General features: G+C 43.4%; 19 protein-coding genes and 2 pseudogenes. 17 read left to right on the plus strand and 4 right to left on the minus strand.

Going from position 1 to position 19,053, the window contains the following annotated elements:
* A pseudogene (locus tag B4K11_RS14195) lies at positions 1-763 on the plus strand (glutamine--tRNA ligase); the annotation flags it as partial.
* Between the two features lie 77 nt (positions 764-840).
* Here the strand turns inward: B4K11_RS14195 and B4K11_RS14200 are convergent.
* A complete protein-coding gene (locus tag B4K11_RS14200; RefSeq protein WP_292949941.1) occupies positions 841-1,392 on the minus strand; it encodes a TetR/AcrR family transcriptional regulator in 552 nt (183 codons plus the stop codon).
* 119 nt (positions 1,393-1,511) lie between these two features.
* Here B4K11_RS14200 and B4K11_RS14205 point away from each other — a divergent pair, with 119 nt between their 5' ends.
* Entirely contained in the window at positions 1,512-2,150 is a 639-nt protein-coding gene (locus B4K11_RS14205; RefSeq protein ID WP_292949943.1) for a glutathione S-transferase family protein, read from the plus strand.
* Positions 2,151-2,224: 74 nt separating this feature from the next.
* Here the strand turns inward: B4K11_RS14205 and purU are convergent.
* Positions 2,225-3,081: pseudogene (gene purU, locus B4K11_RS14210) on the minus strand (formyltetrahydrofolate deformylase).
* A gap of 454 nt (positions 3,082-3,535) precedes the next feature.
* Between purU and napF the strand changes: the two are divergent.
* The 6 genes from napF to B4K11_RS14240 all read left to right on the plus strand — a co-directional run bounded on the left by napF (position 3,536) and on the right by B4K11_RS14240 (position 8,141).
* On the plus strand, positions 3,536-4,018 hold the full coding sequence (gene napF, locus B4K11_RS14215; RefSeq protein ID WP_292949945.1) for a ferredoxin-type protein NapF: 483 nt from the start codon (positions 3,536-3,538) through the stop codon (positions 4,016-4,018).
* Between the two features lie 15 nt (positions 4,019-4,033).
* Entirely contained in the window at positions 4,034-4,327 is a 294-nt protein-coding gene (locus tag B4K11_RS14220) for a chaperone NapD (protein ID WP_292949946.1), read from the plus strand.
* Positions 4,324-6,813 carry a periplasmic nitrate reductase subunit alpha gene (napA, locus tag B4K11_RS14225; RefSeq protein WP_292949948.1) on the plus strand — a complete coding sequence of 830 codons (2,490 nt, stop codon included), beginning with the start codon at positions 4,324-4,326 and terminating at the stop codon, positions 6,811-6,813. Before B4K11_RS14220 ends, napA begins: the two co-directional genes overlap by 4 nt.
* A 108-nt stretch (positions 6,814-6,921) precedes the next feature.
* Entirely contained in the window at positions 6,922-7,386 is a 465-nt protein-coding gene (locus tag B4K11_RS14230; protein WP_292949950.1) for a nitrate reductase cytochrome c-type subunit, read from the plus strand.
* Between the two features lie 31 nt (positions 7,387-7,417).
* A complete protein-coding gene (locus tag B4K11_RS14235) occupies positions 7,418-7,990 on the plus strand; it encodes a NapC/NirT family cytochrome c (RefSeq protein WP_292949952.1) in 573 nt (190 codons plus the stop codon).
* Between the two features lie 16 nt (positions 7,991-8,006).
* Complete coding sequence (locus tag B4K11_RS14240; protein ID WP_292949954.1) at positions 8,007-8,141, plus strand: TIGR02808 family protein; 135 nt, start codon at positions 8,007-8,009, stop codon at positions 8,139-8,141.
* A 77-nt stretch (positions 8,142-8,218) separates the two neighbouring features.
* On the opposite strand, the gene B4K11_RS14245 is transcribed toward B4K11_RS14240, so the two are convergent.
* Positions 8,219-8,830, minus strand: coding sequence for a glutathione S-transferase family protein (locus B4K11_RS14245; RefSeq protein WP_292949956.1), 612 nt, complete (start codon positions 8,828-8,830; stop codon positions 8,219-8,221).
* A gap of 140 nt (positions 8,831-8,970) precedes the next feature.
* Positions 8,971-10,299 (minus strand): hypothetical protein, encoded by a 1,329-nt coding sequence (locus tag B4K11_RS14250; RefSeq protein ID WP_292949958.1) that lies wholly within the window; start codon positions 10,297-10,299, stop codon positions 8,971-8,973.
* Between the two features lie 219 nt (positions 10,300-10,518).
* Between B4K11_RS14250 and hpaH the strand changes: the two genes are divergently transcribed.
* The 9 genes from hpaH to B4K11_RS14295 all read left to right on the plus strand — a co-directional run bounded on the left by hpaH (position 10,519) and on the right by B4K11_RS14295 (position 18,981).
* Entirely contained in the window at positions 10,519-11,322 is an 804-nt protein-coding gene (hpaH, locus tag B4K11_RS14255; protein ID WP_292949959.1) for a 2-oxo-hept-4-ene-1,7-dioate hydratase, read from the plus strand.
* Between the two features lie 38 nt (positions 11,323-11,360).
* The gene (gene hpaI / locus B4K11_RS14260; RefSeq protein ID WP_292949961.1) at positions 11,361-12,182 is read left to right on the plus strand and encodes a 4-hydroxy-2-oxoheptanedioate aldolase; all 822 of its coding nucleotides are present in this window, start codon (positions 11,361-11,363) and stop codon (positions 12,180-12,182) included.
* A 40-nt stretch (positions 12,183-12,222) separates the two neighbouring features.
* Entirely contained in the window at positions 12,223-12,888 is a 666-nt protein-coding gene (locus B4K11_RS14265) for a fumarylacetoacetate hydrolase family protein (protein ID WP_292949962.1), read from the plus strand.
* Between the two features lie 11 nt (positions 12,889-12,899).
* Positions 12,900-13,703 carry a fumarylacetoacetate hydrolase family protein gene (locus B4K11_RS14270; RefSeq protein ID WP_292949964.1) on the plus strand — a complete coding sequence of 268 codons (804 nt, stop codon included), beginning with the start codon at positions 12,900-12,902 and terminating at the stop codon, positions 13,701-13,703.
* Between the two features lie 20 nt (positions 13,704-13,723).
* The gene (hpaE, locus tag B4K11_RS14275; protein ID WP_292949966.1) at positions 13,724-15,247 is read left to right on the plus strand and encodes a 5-carboxymethyl-2-hydroxymuconate semialdehyde dehydrogenase; all 1,524 of its coding nucleotides are present in this window, start codon (positions 13,724-13,726) and stop codon (positions 15,245-15,247) included.
* Positions 15,248-15,349: 102 nt separating this feature from the next.
* Positions 15,350-15,742 carry a 5-carboxymethyl-2-hydroxymuconate Delta-isomerase gene (locus tag B4K11_RS14280; protein WP_292949968.1) on the plus strand — a complete coding sequence of 131 codons (393 nt, stop codon included), beginning with the start codon at positions 15,350-15,352 and terminating at the stop codon, positions 15,740-15,742.
* 261 nt (positions 15,743-16,003) lie between these two features.
* A complete protein-coding gene (locus B4K11_RS14285) occupies positions 16,004-17,014 on the plus strand; it encodes a TRAP transporter substrate-binding protein (protein ID WP_292949969.1) in 1,011 nt (336 codons plus the stop codon).
* 37 nt (positions 17,015-17,051) lie between these two features.
* A complete protein-coding gene (locus tag B4K11_RS14290) occupies positions 17,052-17,567 on the plus strand; it encodes a TRAP transporter small permease (protein ID WP_292949971.1) in 516 nt (171 codons plus the stop codon).
* 82 nt (positions 17,568-17,649) lie between these two features.
* The gene (locus tag B4K11_RS14295; RefSeq protein WP_292949973.1) at positions 17,650-18,981 is read left to right on the plus strand and encodes a TRAP transporter large permease; all 1,332 of its coding nucleotides are present in this window, start codon (positions 17,650-17,652) and stop codon (positions 18,979-18,981) included.
* Positions 18,982-19,053 lie beyond the last annotated feature (72 nt).

Here is a 19,053-nt window from a genome sequence, read left to right on the forward strand (position 1 = left end):
TGGTTATACACCTGAATCATTGCGCAACTTCTGTGAAATGGTCGGTGTGACTCGTTCAAATGGTGTGGTGGATATGGGCATGCTGGAAGCCGCTGTCCGTGAAGACCTAGATAAAAATGCACCGCGTGCCATGTGTGTTGTTCGCCCATTGAAAGTTACGCTTACTAACTATGATGAAGCTTTAGAAGAGTGGTTTGAGCTGCCTAATCATCCAAAAGATGAAACGATGGGTATGCGCAAAGTACCTTTCACTCGTAATATCCTAATTGAACAGGATGATTTTGCAGAAGTGCCACCGCGTAAGTGGAAGCGTTTAACGCAAGGTGTTGCTGTACGTTTGCGTGGTGCTTACGTTATTACCTGTGATGAAGTCATTAAAGATGATGAAGGTAATGTCATAGAGCTTAAGTGTTCATATGATGCCGCGACCAAAGGTGAGAAGCCAGTAGGTTACAAAGCGAAAGGTGTGGTTCATTGGGTGTCTGCTGATAACTCTGCCCCTTGTGAAGTACGTGAATACGATCGCTTGTTTACTGAAGAGAACCCGGATGGTGATAAAGAACGTGATTTCCACGAGTTTATCAACCCAGAATCGCTCGTTGTTGTATCTGGCAGCCGTTGTGAAATTGGTTTAGCGGATGCCGCTGTAGAAAGCCGTTACCAATTTGAGCGTACCGGTTACTTCTGCGTTGATTCGGATTCAACGCCAGAGCAGTTGGTTTTCAACCGTACTGTTGGCTTGCGAGACTCTTGGGGAAAATAGAGCCTTAAAGCGCATGAGTATCTACTGTTAACGGCCTCATTTGAGGCCGTTTTCTGTTCAAGTTATTTCCTCTATTACTATTGGCTATTCACTCCCTCGCGGCAGGCGCTTAGTAACTGTTCTGCGAAGTCGTCTTCGTTAACCGCGCGCGCGATTGCTACACCGCCAATCATGAGTACGGCTTTCTTTATAGCCTCTGCTTCTTCTATGTTACCTTCTGTTTCGTCAAATTCATGGATGCTATTGATGAACCCTTTTAGCACGCGGGTGTAGGTCGCTCTGACTTTGTCGTCCCGTTGGTGTATGTCTGTTGTAAGGAAGGCGAGGGGGCAGCAAAAGTCACCTTGGCGGTGAGCATCGCTTAGATAGGTTTCTATAATGTCTGATAATTGGAAGCCTGAACGATCAAGTGTATGGCTTTTAGCTTGATGTGCAGCGCTTAAAATCGCTTCCGCATAGAGCTCACTTTTGGAGCTGAAGTGGTTGTAGAAAGCGCCACGGGTAAGGCCTGCATGTTTCATTACATCATTAATGGCGATTTTATCAAATCCATCTTTCGTGAAAAGTTCAGCAGCGCTGTTGATTATCTTTTCACGACTTTCTTGTTTCTGTTCTGCTGTCCAGCCCACCGGAGACACTCCTTTGTATTTGTTAACGGCAGTATGGCATAGGTTCAAAATATGTTCTTGAACATATTGTGTCAGTGAATAAAGTGGTTGCCAATTACTTATTAAACGGGAGTTCTATCATGGCAAAACCAATTCAAATTTATGGCCCCTCTTTTAGCACATTTGTACGTAGTGTAATGATGGCGTGTGAGCTTAAAGGCTTAGCTTATGAAGTCACAACTCAAGTGGATGGTGAAGCGGTTGATTTCCATACGCCGGGTCATAAAGCGATTCACCCATATACAAAGTTCCCAGTTCTGTTGACCGAGCAAGGTCCTATTCCTGAAACCGTTGCGATTCTGCACTACTTAGAAAATGAATATGGCGGTACACAGCTATACCCATCAGATCCTTATGCTCAAGCTCAAGTTGAAGCGTGGAGTGGTATCAGCGGTATCTATGTTGATCATGAAATAGTGCGTGAGGTTCTGCTTGAATTTATCTTTCCTAAAGGGGAAAACGGCTCAGTAAGAATGGATAAAGTGGAAGCTGCTATACCGGGTATCCAAAACGCATTGTCTGTTGTTGCCGATCAACTAGCGGATAATCCTTATATTTGTGGTAACGAGCTAACTGCAGCTGACCTGATTTTGATTCCAATTATTGATTATATTGAAAAATCTGAAGTCGCAAAGGCTAAGGTTGCTGAGCATCCAAATGTGCTGGCTTACATTGAAAAAATACGTGTGCAGGATTTTGCTAAGCATATACTAAGCTAAGGTAAAGATGTGAGGCTGGCCTTAAGTCAATTGCATATATTGGTGCAGAAGTCATTGGTCAGTCCTATAAGGTATTAATCAGCAAAGACTACAGTGCGGTTTTTATTAAGAAAAACGCGCCTTTCTGTATGATATTTAACAGTTTTAGATAAGGTTTTACTCTCAATATCCTGCCACTTAGCTACAAGGTCTTCTGGATAATAGCTATGGTCTACGGCCTCAATTCCTTGGGTGATGATGGGGCCTTCATCTAGGTCGTCATTGATGTAATGAGCAGTGGTTCCGACTGTTTTAACCCCTTTTTCGTAAGCTTGGTGATAGGGCTTTGCGCCTTTAAAGCCGGGCAGTAATGAGTGATGAATATTGATAGCCCAGCCTTCAAGTTTTTTGCACATAGCGGGTGAAAGTACCTGCATGTAACGCGCTAAGATGACGAGCTCTGATTCTGTTTTCTGGATAATCTCCCATATTTTCTCTTCTTGTTGCTGTTTAGTCTCTTTGCTAATGGGTAGGTGATGAAAGGGAATGTTGTACCAATCGGCGAGCGGTTTTAAATCAGGGTGGTTAGAGATTATGGCTGGAATCTCAATATTTAGTTGGCCTATTTTGTATTTGTACAAGAGGTCATTTAGGCAGTGATCAAATTTAGATACTAATATGATGACCTTGGTTTTTTGGCTTTGGGGAGTGAGAGTCCACTGCATAGAAAAAGGCTCGGCCTTTAACGCGAATGGTTGTTTAAATGTAGTTTCATCAAACCCCTCTGCACCCGAAAATTAACGCAGATAGAGAATTGTTGGCTACTGCTGTCATCAAAAGAGTGCAGTTCATCAATGTAGTGTTGGTTTTGATATAGATGGCCGATTACATCATCAACAGTGCCCAACTGACTGGGGCACTGAGCCGTTAGAATCCAGTTGCTAGTGAGCATAGGTGACTCCTTAGTATGTTGTTTACTGAGTGTCGTTAAAGGGGGGGGCGATAAAAACAGTGTAGTCAATGATTGTTTAACTAGAGCGAGAGTGCAGACTGAATTCCAGTATATGCTGTTTTAAAGTATGTAAGCAGTGTGCTACTGGGAGTTGGGGAGCATAGGTAAACATGCTTTTTGCGATCAGGAATTTCTTCCAAAATTCGCTCTTAAATTGCCATTTGATTGCACTATAATTTTCAATATGTATAAGTATTACATATATTAGGAGTTTCTAATAAGATCCTTTCAAATCAATGCTTTACCCTTCTTTATGTGTGGTTAATAAGTGATCAATCTTGATGTATATCAAGAGAAAGCTATTACTAGTGCTGCGCGCGATGATAATGCTATCAATCGTTTCTGATCTCTATATTCTTTAATCAATGAAAGAAAATAAGGTTAAAGGCAATAAGTGGTAGATCTCACTAAAAGACGACTCTTTACTCGTCAGGAAGTTGATAAAGATTCAATAAGGTTGCCATGGCTAAAGGATACTGAGTCGTTTATTCAAGGTTGTACACGATGTGGTGACTGTAGCGATGCATGTGAGACCAACATTATTGTGAAGGGTGATGGTGGATTTCCGACAATCGATTTCTCCAGAGGGGAATGTACGTTCTGCTATCGCTGTGCAGAGGCCTGCCCTGAACAGTTATTCACTGCTGTAGAACAGCGCCCTTGGAATGCAAAAGCGAATATACAAGCAGGGTGTTTAGCGCATCAGCAAGTTGAATGTCGTAGCTGTGGTGATATGTGTGAGCCTATGGCTATTCAATTTCAGTTAAGTGCGGGGCGTGTCGCCATGCCGGTAATTAGCTTAGAGGATTGTAATGGTTGTGGGGCGTGTGTGGCGGTTTGTCCAAGCACGGCTATCCTAATTGAACATCAAAAATAAAAGAGATAATAGTTTATGGCACTAAATGAAGTGCATATATCCAGTTTAGTAGTACATGTTCCGCCTGAGTTTTTAACGGAAACTAAATCTACTATTGAAGAGTTAGATGGTGCAGAGGTTTACGGAGATAGCAAAGAGGGCAAGATTATTGTCGTGCTTGAGACCGAAAACCAAGGTTATGTAACCGACACCATTGATGTAATAAATAACTTACCAAATGTCCTGAATACCGCTTTGGTTTTTCATCAAATTGAATCGGACCTAGAAACATTTGATCAAGAAATTGTAAGTACTGAGGGGAAAGCATGAAAATGACAAGACGTGCGTTTGTTAAAGCAAACGCAGCTGCATCCGCGGCAACGGTCGCAGGTGTATCATTACCTGCGTCAGCTACTAACTTGATCGCAAGTTCAAAAGAAACTGCAATAAAGTGGGATAAAGCCCCTTGTCGTTTTTGTGGTACGGGTTGCTCGGTTCTAGTGGGAACTCAAAATGGTCGTGTTGTCGCGACTCAAGGCGATCCTGAAGCACCGGTAAACAAAGGCCTTAACTGTATTAAAGGCTATTTCCTTTCAAAGATCATGTACGGAAAGGACCGCTTGGATACGCCATTGTTGAGAATGAAAGATGGCCAATATCATAAAGATGGTGATTTTGCGCCGGTATCTTGGGATACCGCTTTCGATGTAATGGCTGAAAAGTGGAAGAAAGCGCTTAAAGATATTGGCCCTACGGGCGTAGGCATGTTCGGATCAGGTCAGTGGACTGTAATGGAAGGTTACGCTGCTGCAAAAATGATGAAAGCAGGTTTCCGTTCAAATAATATCGATCCAAACGCACGTCACTGTATGGCATCTGCTGTAGGTGGTTTCATGCGTACCTTCGGTATTGATGAACCGATGGGTTGTTACGATGATTTTGAGCATGCTGATGCTTTCGTTCTTTGGGGGTCGAACATGGCCGAGATGCACCCAGTTCTGTGGACGCGAGTTACTGATCGTCGTTTAAGTAATCCTCACGTTAAAGTAAATGTACTCTCTACTTATACGCATCGTTCGTTTGAGCTAGCCGATGACGGTTATATTTTTGAACCTCAGTCAGATTTAGCTATTGCTAACTTTATAGCTAACTACATCATTGAAAATGATGCGGTTAATTGGGAGTTTGTTAATAAACATACCAATTTTAAGCAGGCGACTACGGATATTGGTTATGGTCTACGTGACGATGATCCGTTACAAAAACAGGCTAAAAACCCGAATAAAGGCGCGATGACTTCAATTGATTTTGAAGAATACAAAGCGTCTGTTGCGCCTTACACAGTTGAAAAAGCATCTGAAATTTCAGGTGTTCCAACTGAGAAACTAATTAAGCTTGCTAAGCAGTATGCGGATCCAAATATCAAAGTGATGTCACTTTGGACAATGGGGATGAACCAACATACCCGTGGTGTTTGGATGAATAGCCTGGTTTACAACATTCATTTGTTAACAGGCAAAATTTCAACACCGGGTAACAGTCCGTTTTCATTGACTGGTCAGCCGTCAGCGTGTGGTACTGCACGTGAAGTGGGTACATTTGCGCACCGTTTACCTGCGGATATGGTTGTTAAAAATCCGAAGCATCGTGCTTATGCAGAAAAAATCTGGAAGCTACCTGAAGGTACGATTCCACCAAAACCAGGCTATCACGCTGTACTACAAGACCGCATGCTAAAAGACGGTAAGTTGAATGCTTACTGGATTATGTGTAACAACAACATGCAAGCCGGTCCAAATATTAATAATGAGCGTCTACCGGGTTACCGTAATCCTGACAATTTCATTGTTTGTTCTGATCCTTATCCAACAGCAACGGCTCAGGCTGCGGATCTTATTCTTCCTACAGCGATGTGGGTAGAGAAAGAGGGCGCATACGGTAACGCAGAGCGTCGTACTCAAGCATGGTATCAGCAGGTGGGTACGGTCGGAGAGTCTAAATCTGATTTATGGCAGCTGATGGAGTTCTCTAAACGTTTCACTATGGAAGACGTTTGGAGCGAAGAACTGTTAGCTGCTGCCCCAGAATATCGTGGCAAAACATTGTACGACATGCTTTATAAAAACGGTCAGGTCGACAAGTTTCCAATCTCTGAAGCGAAAGAACTGAACGATGATGCTCATTCTCAGGGTTTCTATGTTCAGAAAGGTCTGTTTGAAGAGTATGCAGAATTTGGTCGTGATCATGGACATGATTTAGCGCCTTACGATACTTACCATCAGGTACGCGGTTTGCGTTGGCCTGTAATAGACGGCAAAGAAACGCTTTGGCGCTTTGCTGAAGGTTCTGATCCATATGTTAGTGAGGGTGCTGGTTTTGAGTTTTATGGTAAACCTGATGGCAAAGCACTAATTATTTCAGCGCCTTATGAAGCACCACCTGAAGTGCCTGATTCAGAACATGATTTATGGTTATGTACAGGTCGTGTGCTTGAACATTGGCACACCGGCACAATGACGCGTCGTGTTCCTGAATTGTATAAAGCGGTTTCAGATGCGCTTTGTTACATACATCCTGAAGATGCTAAATCTCGTGGTTTACGTCGTGGTGATGAGGTATTGATTGCCAACAAACGTGGTGAAGTACGCATGCGTGTTGAAACACGTGGTCGTAACCGTCCACCAAAAGGGTTGGTCTTCGTACCATTCTTTGATGCACGTATTTTGATTAACAAGTTGATTCTGGACGCTACCGATCCTCTGTCTAAGCAGACGGATTTCAAAAAGTGCCCAGTAAAAATTACTAAGGTTGCTTAACCCTATCGGTTAATTGCTAGCCCTGTTAATCAGATCATATTGGCTGTACTCAACTTAAGGTTTGGTATGGCCAATATAAAGAATTAGCCATAAGGCGGAGAAACAAAGATGAAAAAATTCATTATTGCGCTAATGTCAGCCGGAGTGCTGTTTACTGGCGTGCTACAAGCGGAAGATGCTGTCAACAGCAACCCCGGTGGTATTGGTGGAGTGGAATCACTTCGTGGTGCCAGTGAATTGGAAACTACGCGCCCAGCGGATGATTTTAAACGCTACCCAAAAGATCATACATTGGAGAGCGACTACGTTTATCAGCCACCTTTAGTACCGCATTCTATTCGTAATTACGAAGTCTCGTTAAATGCGAATAAATGCCTAGCTTGTCATAGCTGGAAAAATGCTAAAGAGATGAACGCGACAAAAATTAGTGTAACTCATTACGTTAACCGTGAAGATCAAGTGTTGTCTGATGTTTCTCCTCGTCGTTACTTCTGTCTGCAGTGTCATGTACCTCAAGCAGATGCGAAGCCTTTGATTGAGAACACCTTCCAACGTGTTGATTCTTTGCGCTAATCAATAGCCGAGATAACGAGAGAGGCTATATATGAAGATTTTTAAAGCGTTTTGGAAGCGGCTGAGTACGCCGAGTAAAGCCGCCGCAGGTGTGGTTTTGTTTATGGGTTTCCTTGGAGGGCTTCTGTTTTGGGGGGCATTTAACACTGGAATGGAAGCGACTAACTCGGAAGAGTTTTGTTCCTCTTGTCACGCTCCGATTGTGAAGGAGATACAGGAGACTATTCATTACTCTAACCGCTCGGGTGTACGTGCAATCTGTTCTGATTGCCATGTTCCTCATAATTGGAGCGACAAAATTGTACGTAAAGTGCAGGCATCAAAAGAGTTATTTGCTTTCGCAATTGGCACTATTGATACTGAAGAAAAGTTCAAGGCTAAGCGTGGTTATCTTGCGGGTCGTGAATGGCACCGTATGAAGCAAAACGATTCACAAGAGTGTCGTAACTGTCATGAATTCGATTACATGGATTTCTCTGAGCAAGGCCCACGTAGTGCTAAACAGCACTCAACAGCTTTAGCGAAAGGTGAGAAAACGTGTGTTGATTGTCATAAAGGTATCGCACATAAACTGCCTGACATGAGCGAAGTAGACGGCTGGTAATTAAGGGAGCAACCGAATGAGTAATTTAGAATCAATCATCTGGCATGTTCTAGGCTATGCCGCTATGCCACTCATTGTTCTTGCTGGTTTTGCTGGCGTAGCAATGGTTTCGCTATGGCTATTGTCTTTAGGGAAAGATAAAGACGTATAAGCTTGTTTGCACTATGAGTATTTTAAAAAGCCATCGTATTAACGATGGCTTTTTTGTTTTGAGCCGTCCTGAGAAGCTTACGCTTTGGCGTTAACTTTTTGCTGTGCTTCTGATTTGATCTGGCGTTTGATCCAAGCATCAACATTAGGGAAGCGTTTATAGTTGTAACCAACTAATTTTGCCCAAGATAGAATCGTTGCACCATGAATATCAGCAACCGTTAGTTTCCCGCCCGATACAAACTCTTTTCCGTCTAAGTGAGTCTCTAGAATAGGCATGAAACGATCAAGTTCGTTATTAGCGCGATCGATAATGGCCGCATCTCTATCCTCTTCCTTCACAAATTTGTGTTGTAAAAACAGATCCAGTGCAAACAGTTCTAGCTGATTGCTGACAAATAGAGACCAGCGATAAATATCAGCGACCTCTTCAGGGGTATTGCCCCATAGTTCGCCTTGGCCGTATTTTTCAGCAAGATAAAATAGGATAGCTTGAGTTTCCCAAAGGACTAATTCGCCATCGATTAGCGTAGGAACTTTACCTGCAGGGTTCATTGCTAGGTAGGCGTCTTCTTTGATCTCTGTTCCTTTCGGAAGGTGTGGAATGATTTCATATTCCAAACCTAATGTTTCCAGTACACACATAACCATACACGCGCGAGAATAAACGCTGCCATATACTTTTATCATTTTGACCTCTGAGTCGTCGTATAAATTATTATTTTCAGTTAGTGATTGATTTTTAATGGAACCGATTTTAAAGCCTAATGAAAGTTACTTAACTTCGCTTAGAAGGCTATCTAAATTTTGTGGATTTCATTCACTTCCGCTTACTTTACACCTAGAGACTCCATAAGGAATAACACTGATATGCCTATAGGTATCATTATTAAGGTAAATGGGAGCTGGTTTCTTAAAATCTCTTTTGTTGTGCAGCTGTAGCGTGCCCGCAAAATCATGTTGGTGCCGCTGAATACACTGGTAAACATCGACAACGCGGTTGCATAAATATATGTCACAGCCATAAGCGTTGGTGTAGTCGTTACATCAGCTAATAAGCCTGCAAAAATCGCTACTACAGCCAGTTGGTTTATCCCCAGTGACGCTATAGCAATGATAGCGACAAGTATAGTCGAGGCGACGGTAGCATTGGTCTCGGTAAACGGAAGGCTGATTAAGCCGACAGTTATACAAGCTTTTACACTTGCAGCGAGAAGGCCCGCGCTTAAGAAGAGTGAAATTTCAGTTCGGCTTTCACTGAGGCGGGTGAAAATGTGTTGATGGGTTTTAACACCTGCATTGCTTAAACCTTCTTTTATTGTAATAAGCATAAGTGGGATCAAAACAGCCACGATCGAAACCATCACAACGGTTGAAGTATTTGGAAATAACCAGGTCAATATTAATACGCTGGTAATAAGGAAGATAGGTAGATGAAGCGTGGACAGTTTCATCGGATAGCCTTGATACAGGTTAAAGCGGCTCTTATAACGATAACGTGCTTCAAAGACCGTGAATAAAATACCGATAATCGCTAAAGGAATTGAATAAGGGTAGATGCTCTTAACTTCAGCTCCCGGAACCTGTTCCAGAACGAGTGGCGTGATACTTAAAAAGGGTGACCATAATACAGATAAGCTGAAGCCCCGAGACAGTATGCTTTGTGAAAGTCTATCTATAGTCCCTTTTCGCATGACCTGATCCCCGACGACGGGTATTGATGAGAAGTTAGCGACGGAAGAGAAAAAGTGCATACCTAAAAATGTACTGATGAAACTCTTAAATCCTTTTTGAGTGGTACTGGCTTCGGGTTTGATAGCCATGCTTATAAATGTGATAGCTGTTAATAGCATCGCCAGTTTTAGATGTTCATCTAGCAATTCTAAAAGTGATTCGGTGGAGCCGTATGACCAAGCAAGTAGGGTGCATAAGCCGCCAGCGGTTAGCAAAATAAGAATGAGGGGGCGTTGTTTTTTTCCCAGCCTAGGCAGTTCTATTGCTACAAATAGCCAGCCCAATGCTGTTGCAATGGGGATTAACTCTGAGGATAGAAAATTGCTAGCGAGTGAAAATACCCACATCATAAAGAGCACTAGGCCAGATATTTTTCTTCCTGGCCAATGGGTTAGGGCTGATTCCCTTAGGGTTAATATGCTCATTATTTTTTGAAGCCTTTCGCAGTAAACGCAGGATAAAAGTGAAACTTTCTAAGTACTTAAAAATTAGTGCTGGATATTCGTTAATATATTAAGTATATTGTAATTAACATGTTACTTATGTTTTGCGTCTAGGTAAATCAATAGACGATAAATAGGTAGCTGAATTGCTTTGAAGCGACATCTTATATGCTTCACCTAGTTAGAGAAACGAGGACGTTTATGTTAACTCCGGAACAGATTAAGAACGCAGCGGATCGCCTTTATAAAGCTGAGAACGAACGTAAGCAGATTGCGGCGCTGACGCTTGAATACCCTGAAATGACTATGGACGATTCCTATAAGATTCAGAAAGCATGGGTTGACCGCAAGATTGAGGAAGGTGCTTCTGTTAAAGGCTATAAAATTGGTCTCACATCGCGTGCTATGCAGATGGCCGTGAATATTGATGAGCCTGATTACGGTGTTCTACTCGATAATATGTTCTTTAATGATGGTGCAGAGATTAAAGCATCTGACTTTTTAGATCCTCGTATCGAAGTTGAATTAGCGTTTGTTCTTAAAGATCGTCTTGAAGGCGAGAACGTAACCATTTTCGACGTTCTTAATGCGACTGATTATGTTGTTCCTGCGATTGAGTTGATTGCCGCTCGTTGTCACCGTACTGACCCTGAAACAGGCTATACCCGCAAAGTACTAGACACTATCTCTGATAATGCTGCCAATGCAGGCATCATCTTAGGTGGTCGTCCTATTAAACCGATGGATATTGATTTGCGTTGGGCGGGAGCACTGCTTTACTTAAACGGCCAAATCGAAGAAACCGGTGTGGCTGCTGGTGTGCTAGGTCATCCTGCTAACGGCATTTGCTGGGTATGTAAACGTTTTGCCCCTCACGGTGTTGCATTAGAGCCAGGTCAGGTTGTGTTGGCGGGTTCATTTACACGTCCTGTTCCTGTGAAAGCGGGTGATACGGTACATGCGGATTACGGCCCATTGGGCGGTATCTCGGTTAAGTTTGTTTAAGTTAATTTCGCGATCAAACGTAGATAGAGAAGAGCGTAATGGAACTTCCAGTTAATAAATTTAAGAAAGCACTTAAAGGTGATGATACGCAGTGGGGTCTTTGGTTGGGTTTGCCTGATTCCTCATGTGCAGAGATTGTTGCTGGTGCTGGTTTTGATTGGTTGCTGATAGATAGCGAACATGCACCTTTTGAACTTGACTCGACGATGCGCCATTTACAGGCGATTGCACCTTACGGTGTGCCAGCAATTGTACGTCCTGAAGAAGGGCGTACAGCGCTGCTAAAACGCTTATTGGATATCGGTGCACAAACATTGTTGATACCAATGTGCGATACGGCGGAACAAGCAGAAGAGTTAGTTAAAGCGGTTAAATATCCGCCACAGGGGGTTCGTGGTTTAGGTAGTTCCCTAGCGCGTGCCGCTAACTGGAATCGCATTCCAGGTTATCTGCAAAAAGCTAATGACGAGATCTGCCTGATTGTTCAAGCGGAAACCGTCACAGCAATGAAAAATCTCAAAGATATTGCAGCGGTGGATGGTGTAGATGCCGTGTTTATTGGCCCATCTGATCTTTCAGCTTCAATGGGTCATATAGGTAATCCTGATCATCCAGAAGTTGTCGCAGCTATCGAGAACGGTTTACAGATTATTAATGATGCAGGGAAAGCTGGTGGCTTACTTTGTATTAATCCTGCCAAGGCTCACGACTATGTTGAGAAAGGCGCGAAATTTGTTGGCATTGGAGTGGATACTATTTTGCTAGGTAATGCTGCTAAACAGCTAGCTGAAAGCTTTAAGTCAGGCTCGAATAAAGTTAGCCAGACAGATGCTGATAAGAATCAGTCTAGTGGTTACTAACAGCATTTTTTAACAGATTATTTTTATAGGTTTTTAGATCATGACAAACAATCCAATTGTTAAAGGAAAGTTGGTCTGTGTTGCGTTGAACGATGCTAATCAGTTCGAAGCGATGCAAGCTGAATTTAATGAAGCGCCCTACAAAAGCGCGCCAACGCAGCCGGTTCTTTATTTTAAGACACACAATACATGGAGTACGGATGGTGCTTCTGTTGAGTGGGCGACGAATGAAGGTCAGGCTGTCGATAGCATGGTTGTTGGTGCTTCTTTAGCTGTTGTTTTTGGTGAAGAGTGCTGTCGTGTGAGTCAAGACGAAGCCCTTAAGTATGTAGGTGGTTATACACTGGTTCATGACTTCTCTTTACCAGAACTGACTTACTACCGTCCAGACATCAAAGGTAAGTGCCTTGATGGTAGTGCCCCGATCGGCTCTGTTGTTATTCCTGCGTCTGATATTTCTGATCCGCAGGCGTTAACAGTAACGACTCAAGTTAATGGTGAAACGGTGCATGAAATGCCGGTTTCTCAGATGGTACGCAGTGTTGCAGAACTGATTAGCACAATCTCATACATTATGACGTTGCAGCCAGGCGATGTAATCGCAATTGGTTTCCCAGGTCAGCGTGCACCAGTGAAGCAGGGTGACAAAGTAAGTTCTGCTATTGCAGGTGTGATTGAACTGAATAACGTTGTTGGCCGAGCTTAAGGGGATAAACGATGAAACATGCACGCGTACTATTTACTGGTTCTGGACAGCTTAACGGCGCTGAACTTGACGTTACTGTAGAAGATTCTTTTGCAACAACGGGTCAGCTTAAATCTAAAACTGATGGTCAATTGATAAATGAATCCGATGTTACTTGGTTAAGTCCTATTAAAGAACCGGGCACTATTTTTGCGCTGGGTTTGAACTATGCCGATCATGCTCGTGAACTAGCGTTTGAACCACCAAAAGAGCCGCTTGTTTTCCTTAAAGGTGCAAATACGCTTACGGGTCATAAGCAGAACGCTTACCGTCCAGATAACATCGATTTTCAGCATTACGAATGTGAGCTGGTGGCGGTTATCGGTAAAGAGGGTAAAAACATCTCTCGTGAAGATGCGATGGATTACGTAGCGGGTTATACCGTATGTAATGACTTTGCGATCCGTGATTACCTAGAAAATTACTACCGTCCAAATCTTCGTGTTAAGAGTCGCGACTCTTTGCTGCCGATCGGCCCTTGGTTGATCGATAAAGAAGATGTAGGTGATATCACTAATCTGCGTGTGACTACGCATGTGAATGGTGAGCTAACACAAGACGGTTCTACAGCTGACATCATTTTTGATGTTCCATTCTTGGTCGAATATCTAAGTAAAATCATGACGCTTAAGCCGGGCGATATGATTGCGACAGGCACACCAGAAGGTCTTAAAGATATGCAGCCTGGTGATAAGGTTGTGTGTGAAATTGAAAAAATTGGTGCTCTAGAAACGTATATTGTTTCTGAACAAGAATTTTACGGCGACAAATACTAAGACGAGTTAGGAGATAACAGATGAGTGAACAACTTCAACAGAATGTCGCTAAAGCCGAAGGCTACTTAGCTCGTTTTAAAGAGAATACTTTAGGTCACTACATTAATGGTGAATGGACGCTAGGTAGTGAAGGCACGACGTTTGATAACACAACACCAACTGATCAGAGCTTTCTAGGCAAAGTCGTTCAGGGTAGTGAAGCTGATGTAAACGCTGCCTGTGATGCTGCTGCTGCGGCAGCTGCGGATTGGGCCGCAATGCCAGGTGCTGCACGTAAGAAAATCCTACACAAGTTGGGTGATGAGCTAGAAAAGCGTGCAGAAGAGATCGCAATGGTTGAGTCTATGGATTGCGGTCAGCCAATTCGCTTTATGCGTCAAGCGGCTATCCGTGGTGCTGCTAACTTCCGCTTCTTCGCAGATAAAGCGCCTGAAGCACGTAATGGTCTATCTTTACATCAAGATCAGCACACTAACTATACTGTTCGTAACCCGATTGGTCCGGTGGCGGTTATCACGCCTTGGAATACTCCTTTCATGTTATCCACATGGAAAATAGCGCCAGCATTGGCAGCGGGCTGTACAGTTGTTCATAAACCAGCAGAACTAAGCCCTCTGACAGCGGCAATTTTGGCTGAATGTGCGGAAGCCGCAGGTTTGCCAAAAGGTGTTTGGAACATGGTTAATGGTTTCGGCACAGTTGTAGGTAAAGCGCTTACAGAGAACCCAGAAATTAAAGCAGTAGCTTTAGTGGGCGATTCTGCAACAGGTAAAAAGATTCAAGCCCAAACTGCTAATACGTTGAAGCGTTTGCACCTTGAATTGGGTGGTAAAAACCCAGTGATCGTGTTTGATGATGCTGATTTCGACCGTGCTTTAGATGCGGTCGTTTTCATGATCTATAGTTTAAATGGCCAGCGCTGCACAAGCTCAAGCCGTTTGTTGGTTCAGAGCGGTATTAAGGATAAGTTCTTAGCGGCATTGAAAGAACGTGTTGCTAATTTGACGGTAGGCCACTCTCTTGATCCAGCGACAGAAGTGGGTCCGTTAGTGCATACAGGGCATTATGACAAAGTAACAAGTTACTTTGATATTGCCAAAGAAGATGGTGCGACTGTCGCTGTTGGCGGTAAGTCACTACGTGATGAGATGGGTCCAGGTAACTATGTGACACCGACTCTGTTTGTTGAAGCAGCAAACAACATGCGTATTGCGCAAGAAGAGATTTTTGGTCCTGTGCTAACTGCGATTGAGTTTGAGACTGAAGAGCAGGCGATTGCTCTGGCTAATGACACTATTTACGGTCTTGCCGGTTATATTTGGACAAGTAATACAGGCTGTGCAATGCGTATGGCTGACAAAGTTGAAGCGGGTATGTTGTGGGTTAACTCCGAAAATAACCGTAACCTACCTTCACCGTTTGGTGGTGTGAAAATGTCGGGCATTGGTCGCGATGGTGGTGACTGGAGTTTTGATTTCTATATGGAAACTAAAAACGTCTGCATCGCACACGATCTTCACTCCGTACCGGTATTAGGCCGTTAAGGTTTAAGTAACAGTTTATTGTTCGATAGTGCGTTCCGTGGTCTGGTAAACCGGACCACGGCTTTTTAACTATCGTGACATCTATCTATAAAGGAGACGTAAATGCCGCATTTTATAATGGAGTATTCTGCGAACCTTGATGACGATCTGGATATTCCAGCGCTTTTTGAAAAACTCAATGCTGCGGCGATAGCAACGGGAGTATTTCCTATCGGTGGGATTCGTACACGTGCAGTACGCTGTGAGCATTTTCGTGTTGCTGAAGGCGACCCTGAGAATACGTTCGTGCATCTGACCGCTAAAGTAGGTGCAGGGCGAGAGGCGGAAGTTTTAAAGGAAGCGTCGGATAAAGTGTTCGATGTTTTTACTGAAGTGTTACAGCCTGTATTTGATCGACGCTATATGAGTATCGGATTTGAGATGGTTGAGCTGCACCCTGAGCGTAACTATCGTAAAAACAACATTCATGAGAAATTAGCAAAAAAAGATAAGTGATACATAAATAGTATTATTGTGTATCGTTAAAGTATCAGGATATAATGATTTAAATCAGTTATTCTTTAAATACTGATCCTATTTTCAACAGTAGATAGTTAATTTAGATAGCCGTAAGCCATGTTAAGTAAGATGAGACGGCTAGCATGGTTTAAGGGTATTAGTCTAAAGATTAAGAGATGCCGAGAGGTGTTTATTGCTTTTTAGATAGTTAACATATTTAGCACTTAATAATAAAAAATGATAAATAGAGGAAATAATATGAATTTTAAGAAAGCGCTTGCGATCGGTTTGTTCATGGGTGTTGCAGGTCAGGCTGCAGCAGAGACTACATTACGTGTCGCTAGCTGGTTACCACCTACACATCCACAGAACGCGGTTGTTTGGCCAACATGGTCTAAATGGGTTGAAGAAGCGACTGAAGGTCGCGTAAAAGTTGCCATTGAGTACGGCATGGGACACCCAAAAACAATGTTTGAATTAGTAGAAGATGGCGTAGTTGACGCATCGTTCTCCTACCACGGCTATGTGCCGGGTCGTTTTAAACTGACTCAAGCAGTTGAACAGCCTCTTCTAGGTACAAGCGCTGAAGCGGCATCTGTTGCTCACTGGAAGATTCATAACAAATACTTCGCAAAAGCGAATGAGCATGATGGCCTAGAAGTTATCGGTTTGTTCACACATGGACCAGGCCAGATTCAAATGGCTAAGCCTGTTACATCCCTTGCTGATCTTAAAGGTAAGAAGATCCGTTTAGGCGGTGGTGTTCAGGGTGAAATCGGTCACCGTATGGGCGTTACTGCAGTAGGTGCACCTGCACCGAAAGTATACGAAATGATGCAGCAAGGTGTTATCGACGGTGTCTTCATCCCAATGGGTGAGCAGAAGTCTCTACGTCTTAAAGAAGTTGCAACTAACGTTGTTGCACTACCAGGTGGCATGTACTTAGGTAGTTTCGGTATCTTCATGAATCCAGATTTCCTAGCTGACCTTGATGCTAAAGATCGTGACGCGATCATGAGTGTTTCTGGCGAGAAACTATCTGCGATGGCTGGTAAAGCTTGGGATGCAGGTGATGCAGCAGGTCTGGAAGCTTCTAAAGACGCAGGCGTAAACATCACTATGGTTAAAGAAGGCGATGCACTTGCAAATGAATTTGTCGCTTTAACTAAAGGTATGGATGAAGCGTTCCTGAAATCTGTAGCTGATCGTGGTGTTGATGCAAAAGCTGCATTGACTGAACTGCGTGAAGTTGCGCGCAGCTACAAGTAAGTCATACTCGCTTTTAGTAAATAAGTAGGAGTCTTTTATGGCTTTTAGTGCCTGGGTTACAGCGCACTACGAAGAAAAAGGGCCAGTCGTATGGCTGGCCTTTTTTCTAGAGTTGATTGCGGCCTTAACACTGTTTTTCTTAATGATGCTGACCTGTGCTGATGTATTCGGTCGGTATTTCATGGGTAACGCTGTTGACGGTACTACCGAATTGACAGAGATGGGGATCGCCATCATCGTATTCGCTGAGATGCCGATTGTCACTTGGCGTGGTGGGCATGTCATTGTTGATATTCTTGATAAAGCTTTAGGTAGTAAGTTGATAAAGGCATTGGCGCTATTTTCTGCGTTTGTTATGTCAACTTCACTCTATTTCTTAGCTGTTCGTATTTTCGAACTTGCTGAACGTTCACTTCGTCGTGGTGAAGTGTCAGAGTACCTTCAGTTTCCGGTAGCTTATATTGTTCAGTATATTGCCATAATGAGTTGGGTAACGGCTGGCGCCATGATTACCTACGGCGTATACCGAATCCTGTTCTTAGATAAGAAGTGATTTGAATTTACTTCAAATACTTAACTTGTTAAGTACAGTTTAATGTTTATTATGCGTTGTTAACGCAACAGGTATTTTCAGTATGATTACTGCATTAACCGGCTTTGCTATATTACTGCTGATTATCGTAGTTGTACGTGTACCAATCGCTTTTGCGATGGGCCTTGTGGGCTTTTTTGGTTTCGCGTACATGCAGGGATTGTCTTTCGATAATATTATGGAATTCCGCTGGAATGGTGCGCTTTCGATGGCATCTAAGCGTGTTATCGATACAGCACAAGAATACAGCCTTTCTGTCATCCCACTCTTCATTCTGATGGGTAACTTTGTTACTAAGTCAGGTTTGTCTCAGGAGCTTTATCGCGCGTCTTATGCGTTCTTGGGGCATCGTAAGGGTGGTCTTTCCATGGCGACAGTTGTGGCTTGTGGTGGTTTCTCTGCTATTTGTGGATCTAGCCTAGCAACATCGGCAACGATGGCTAAAGTGGCTATGCCTCCAATGCGTAAATATGGCTATGCAGATTCACTTGCAACGGCTTCTATCGCAGCGGGCGGAACCTTAGGTATCTTAATTCCACCAAGTGTAATTTTGGTTATCTATGGTTTGTTAACCGAAACGAGTATTCGTGAACTGTTTGCAGCGGGTTTCATCCCTGGCTTCTTAGGTATTCTTCTGTACTTGGTTGCTGTGCGTTATGTTGTATGGCGTGATCCCTCTGCAGGACCTTGTGGCGAGAAAATGACATGGCCTGAGCGCTTTCAAGCACTGAATGGTGTGTGGGGTGTTCTAGCTCTGTTTACGATTGTTATGGGTGGTATCTACTTAGGTGTATTCACGCCGACCGAAGCTGCAGGTATTGGCGCAGGTGGTGCTTTCTTTATCGCATTGCTGCGTAGGAGCCTAACATGGGGAGCGATGTTCGATATCCTTTCAGACACAGCGCGGACAACGACTATGTTGTTCGGTGTAGTGATTGGTGCACTGATCTTCTCTAACTTTATTAACCGTGCAGGTTTGCCTGCTGAGCTACTTGAGTTTGTTACAAACCTCGATGTATCTCCAATGATGGTTATTTTAGTTATTCTAGGCATCTACATTGTACTTGGTATGGTGTTCGAGAGTTTATCGATGCTGCTGTTAACAGTGCCAATCTTCTTCCCGCTTGTTCAGAGTCTCGGCTTTGATCTGGTGTGGTTTGGTATTGTAGTTGTTGTCGTGACAGAAATTAGTTTGATAACACCTCCCGTGGGGATGAATGTGTTCGTGCTCAGTGCGGTACTGCGTGATGTTAAAGCCAGTACTATCTTCAAAGGAGTGACTCCTTTCTGGTGTGCGGATATCTTCCGTCTAGCGCTGATTGTTGCTTTCTCATCAATCTCCTTGTTCTTACCAGAACTACTCTATCGTTCTTAGATCATCAAAAGGCCAAGTAGGTTATGCGCCTGCTTGGTCTGATTAAATAACCATTCGAGATCGAATGAGGTT

It is taken from the genome of Neptuniibacter sp. UBA6509 (genome assembly GCA_002435145.1).
Taxonomy (GTDB): Bacteria; Pseudomonadota; Gammaproteobacteria; order Pseudomonadales; family Balneatricaceae; genus Neptuniibacter.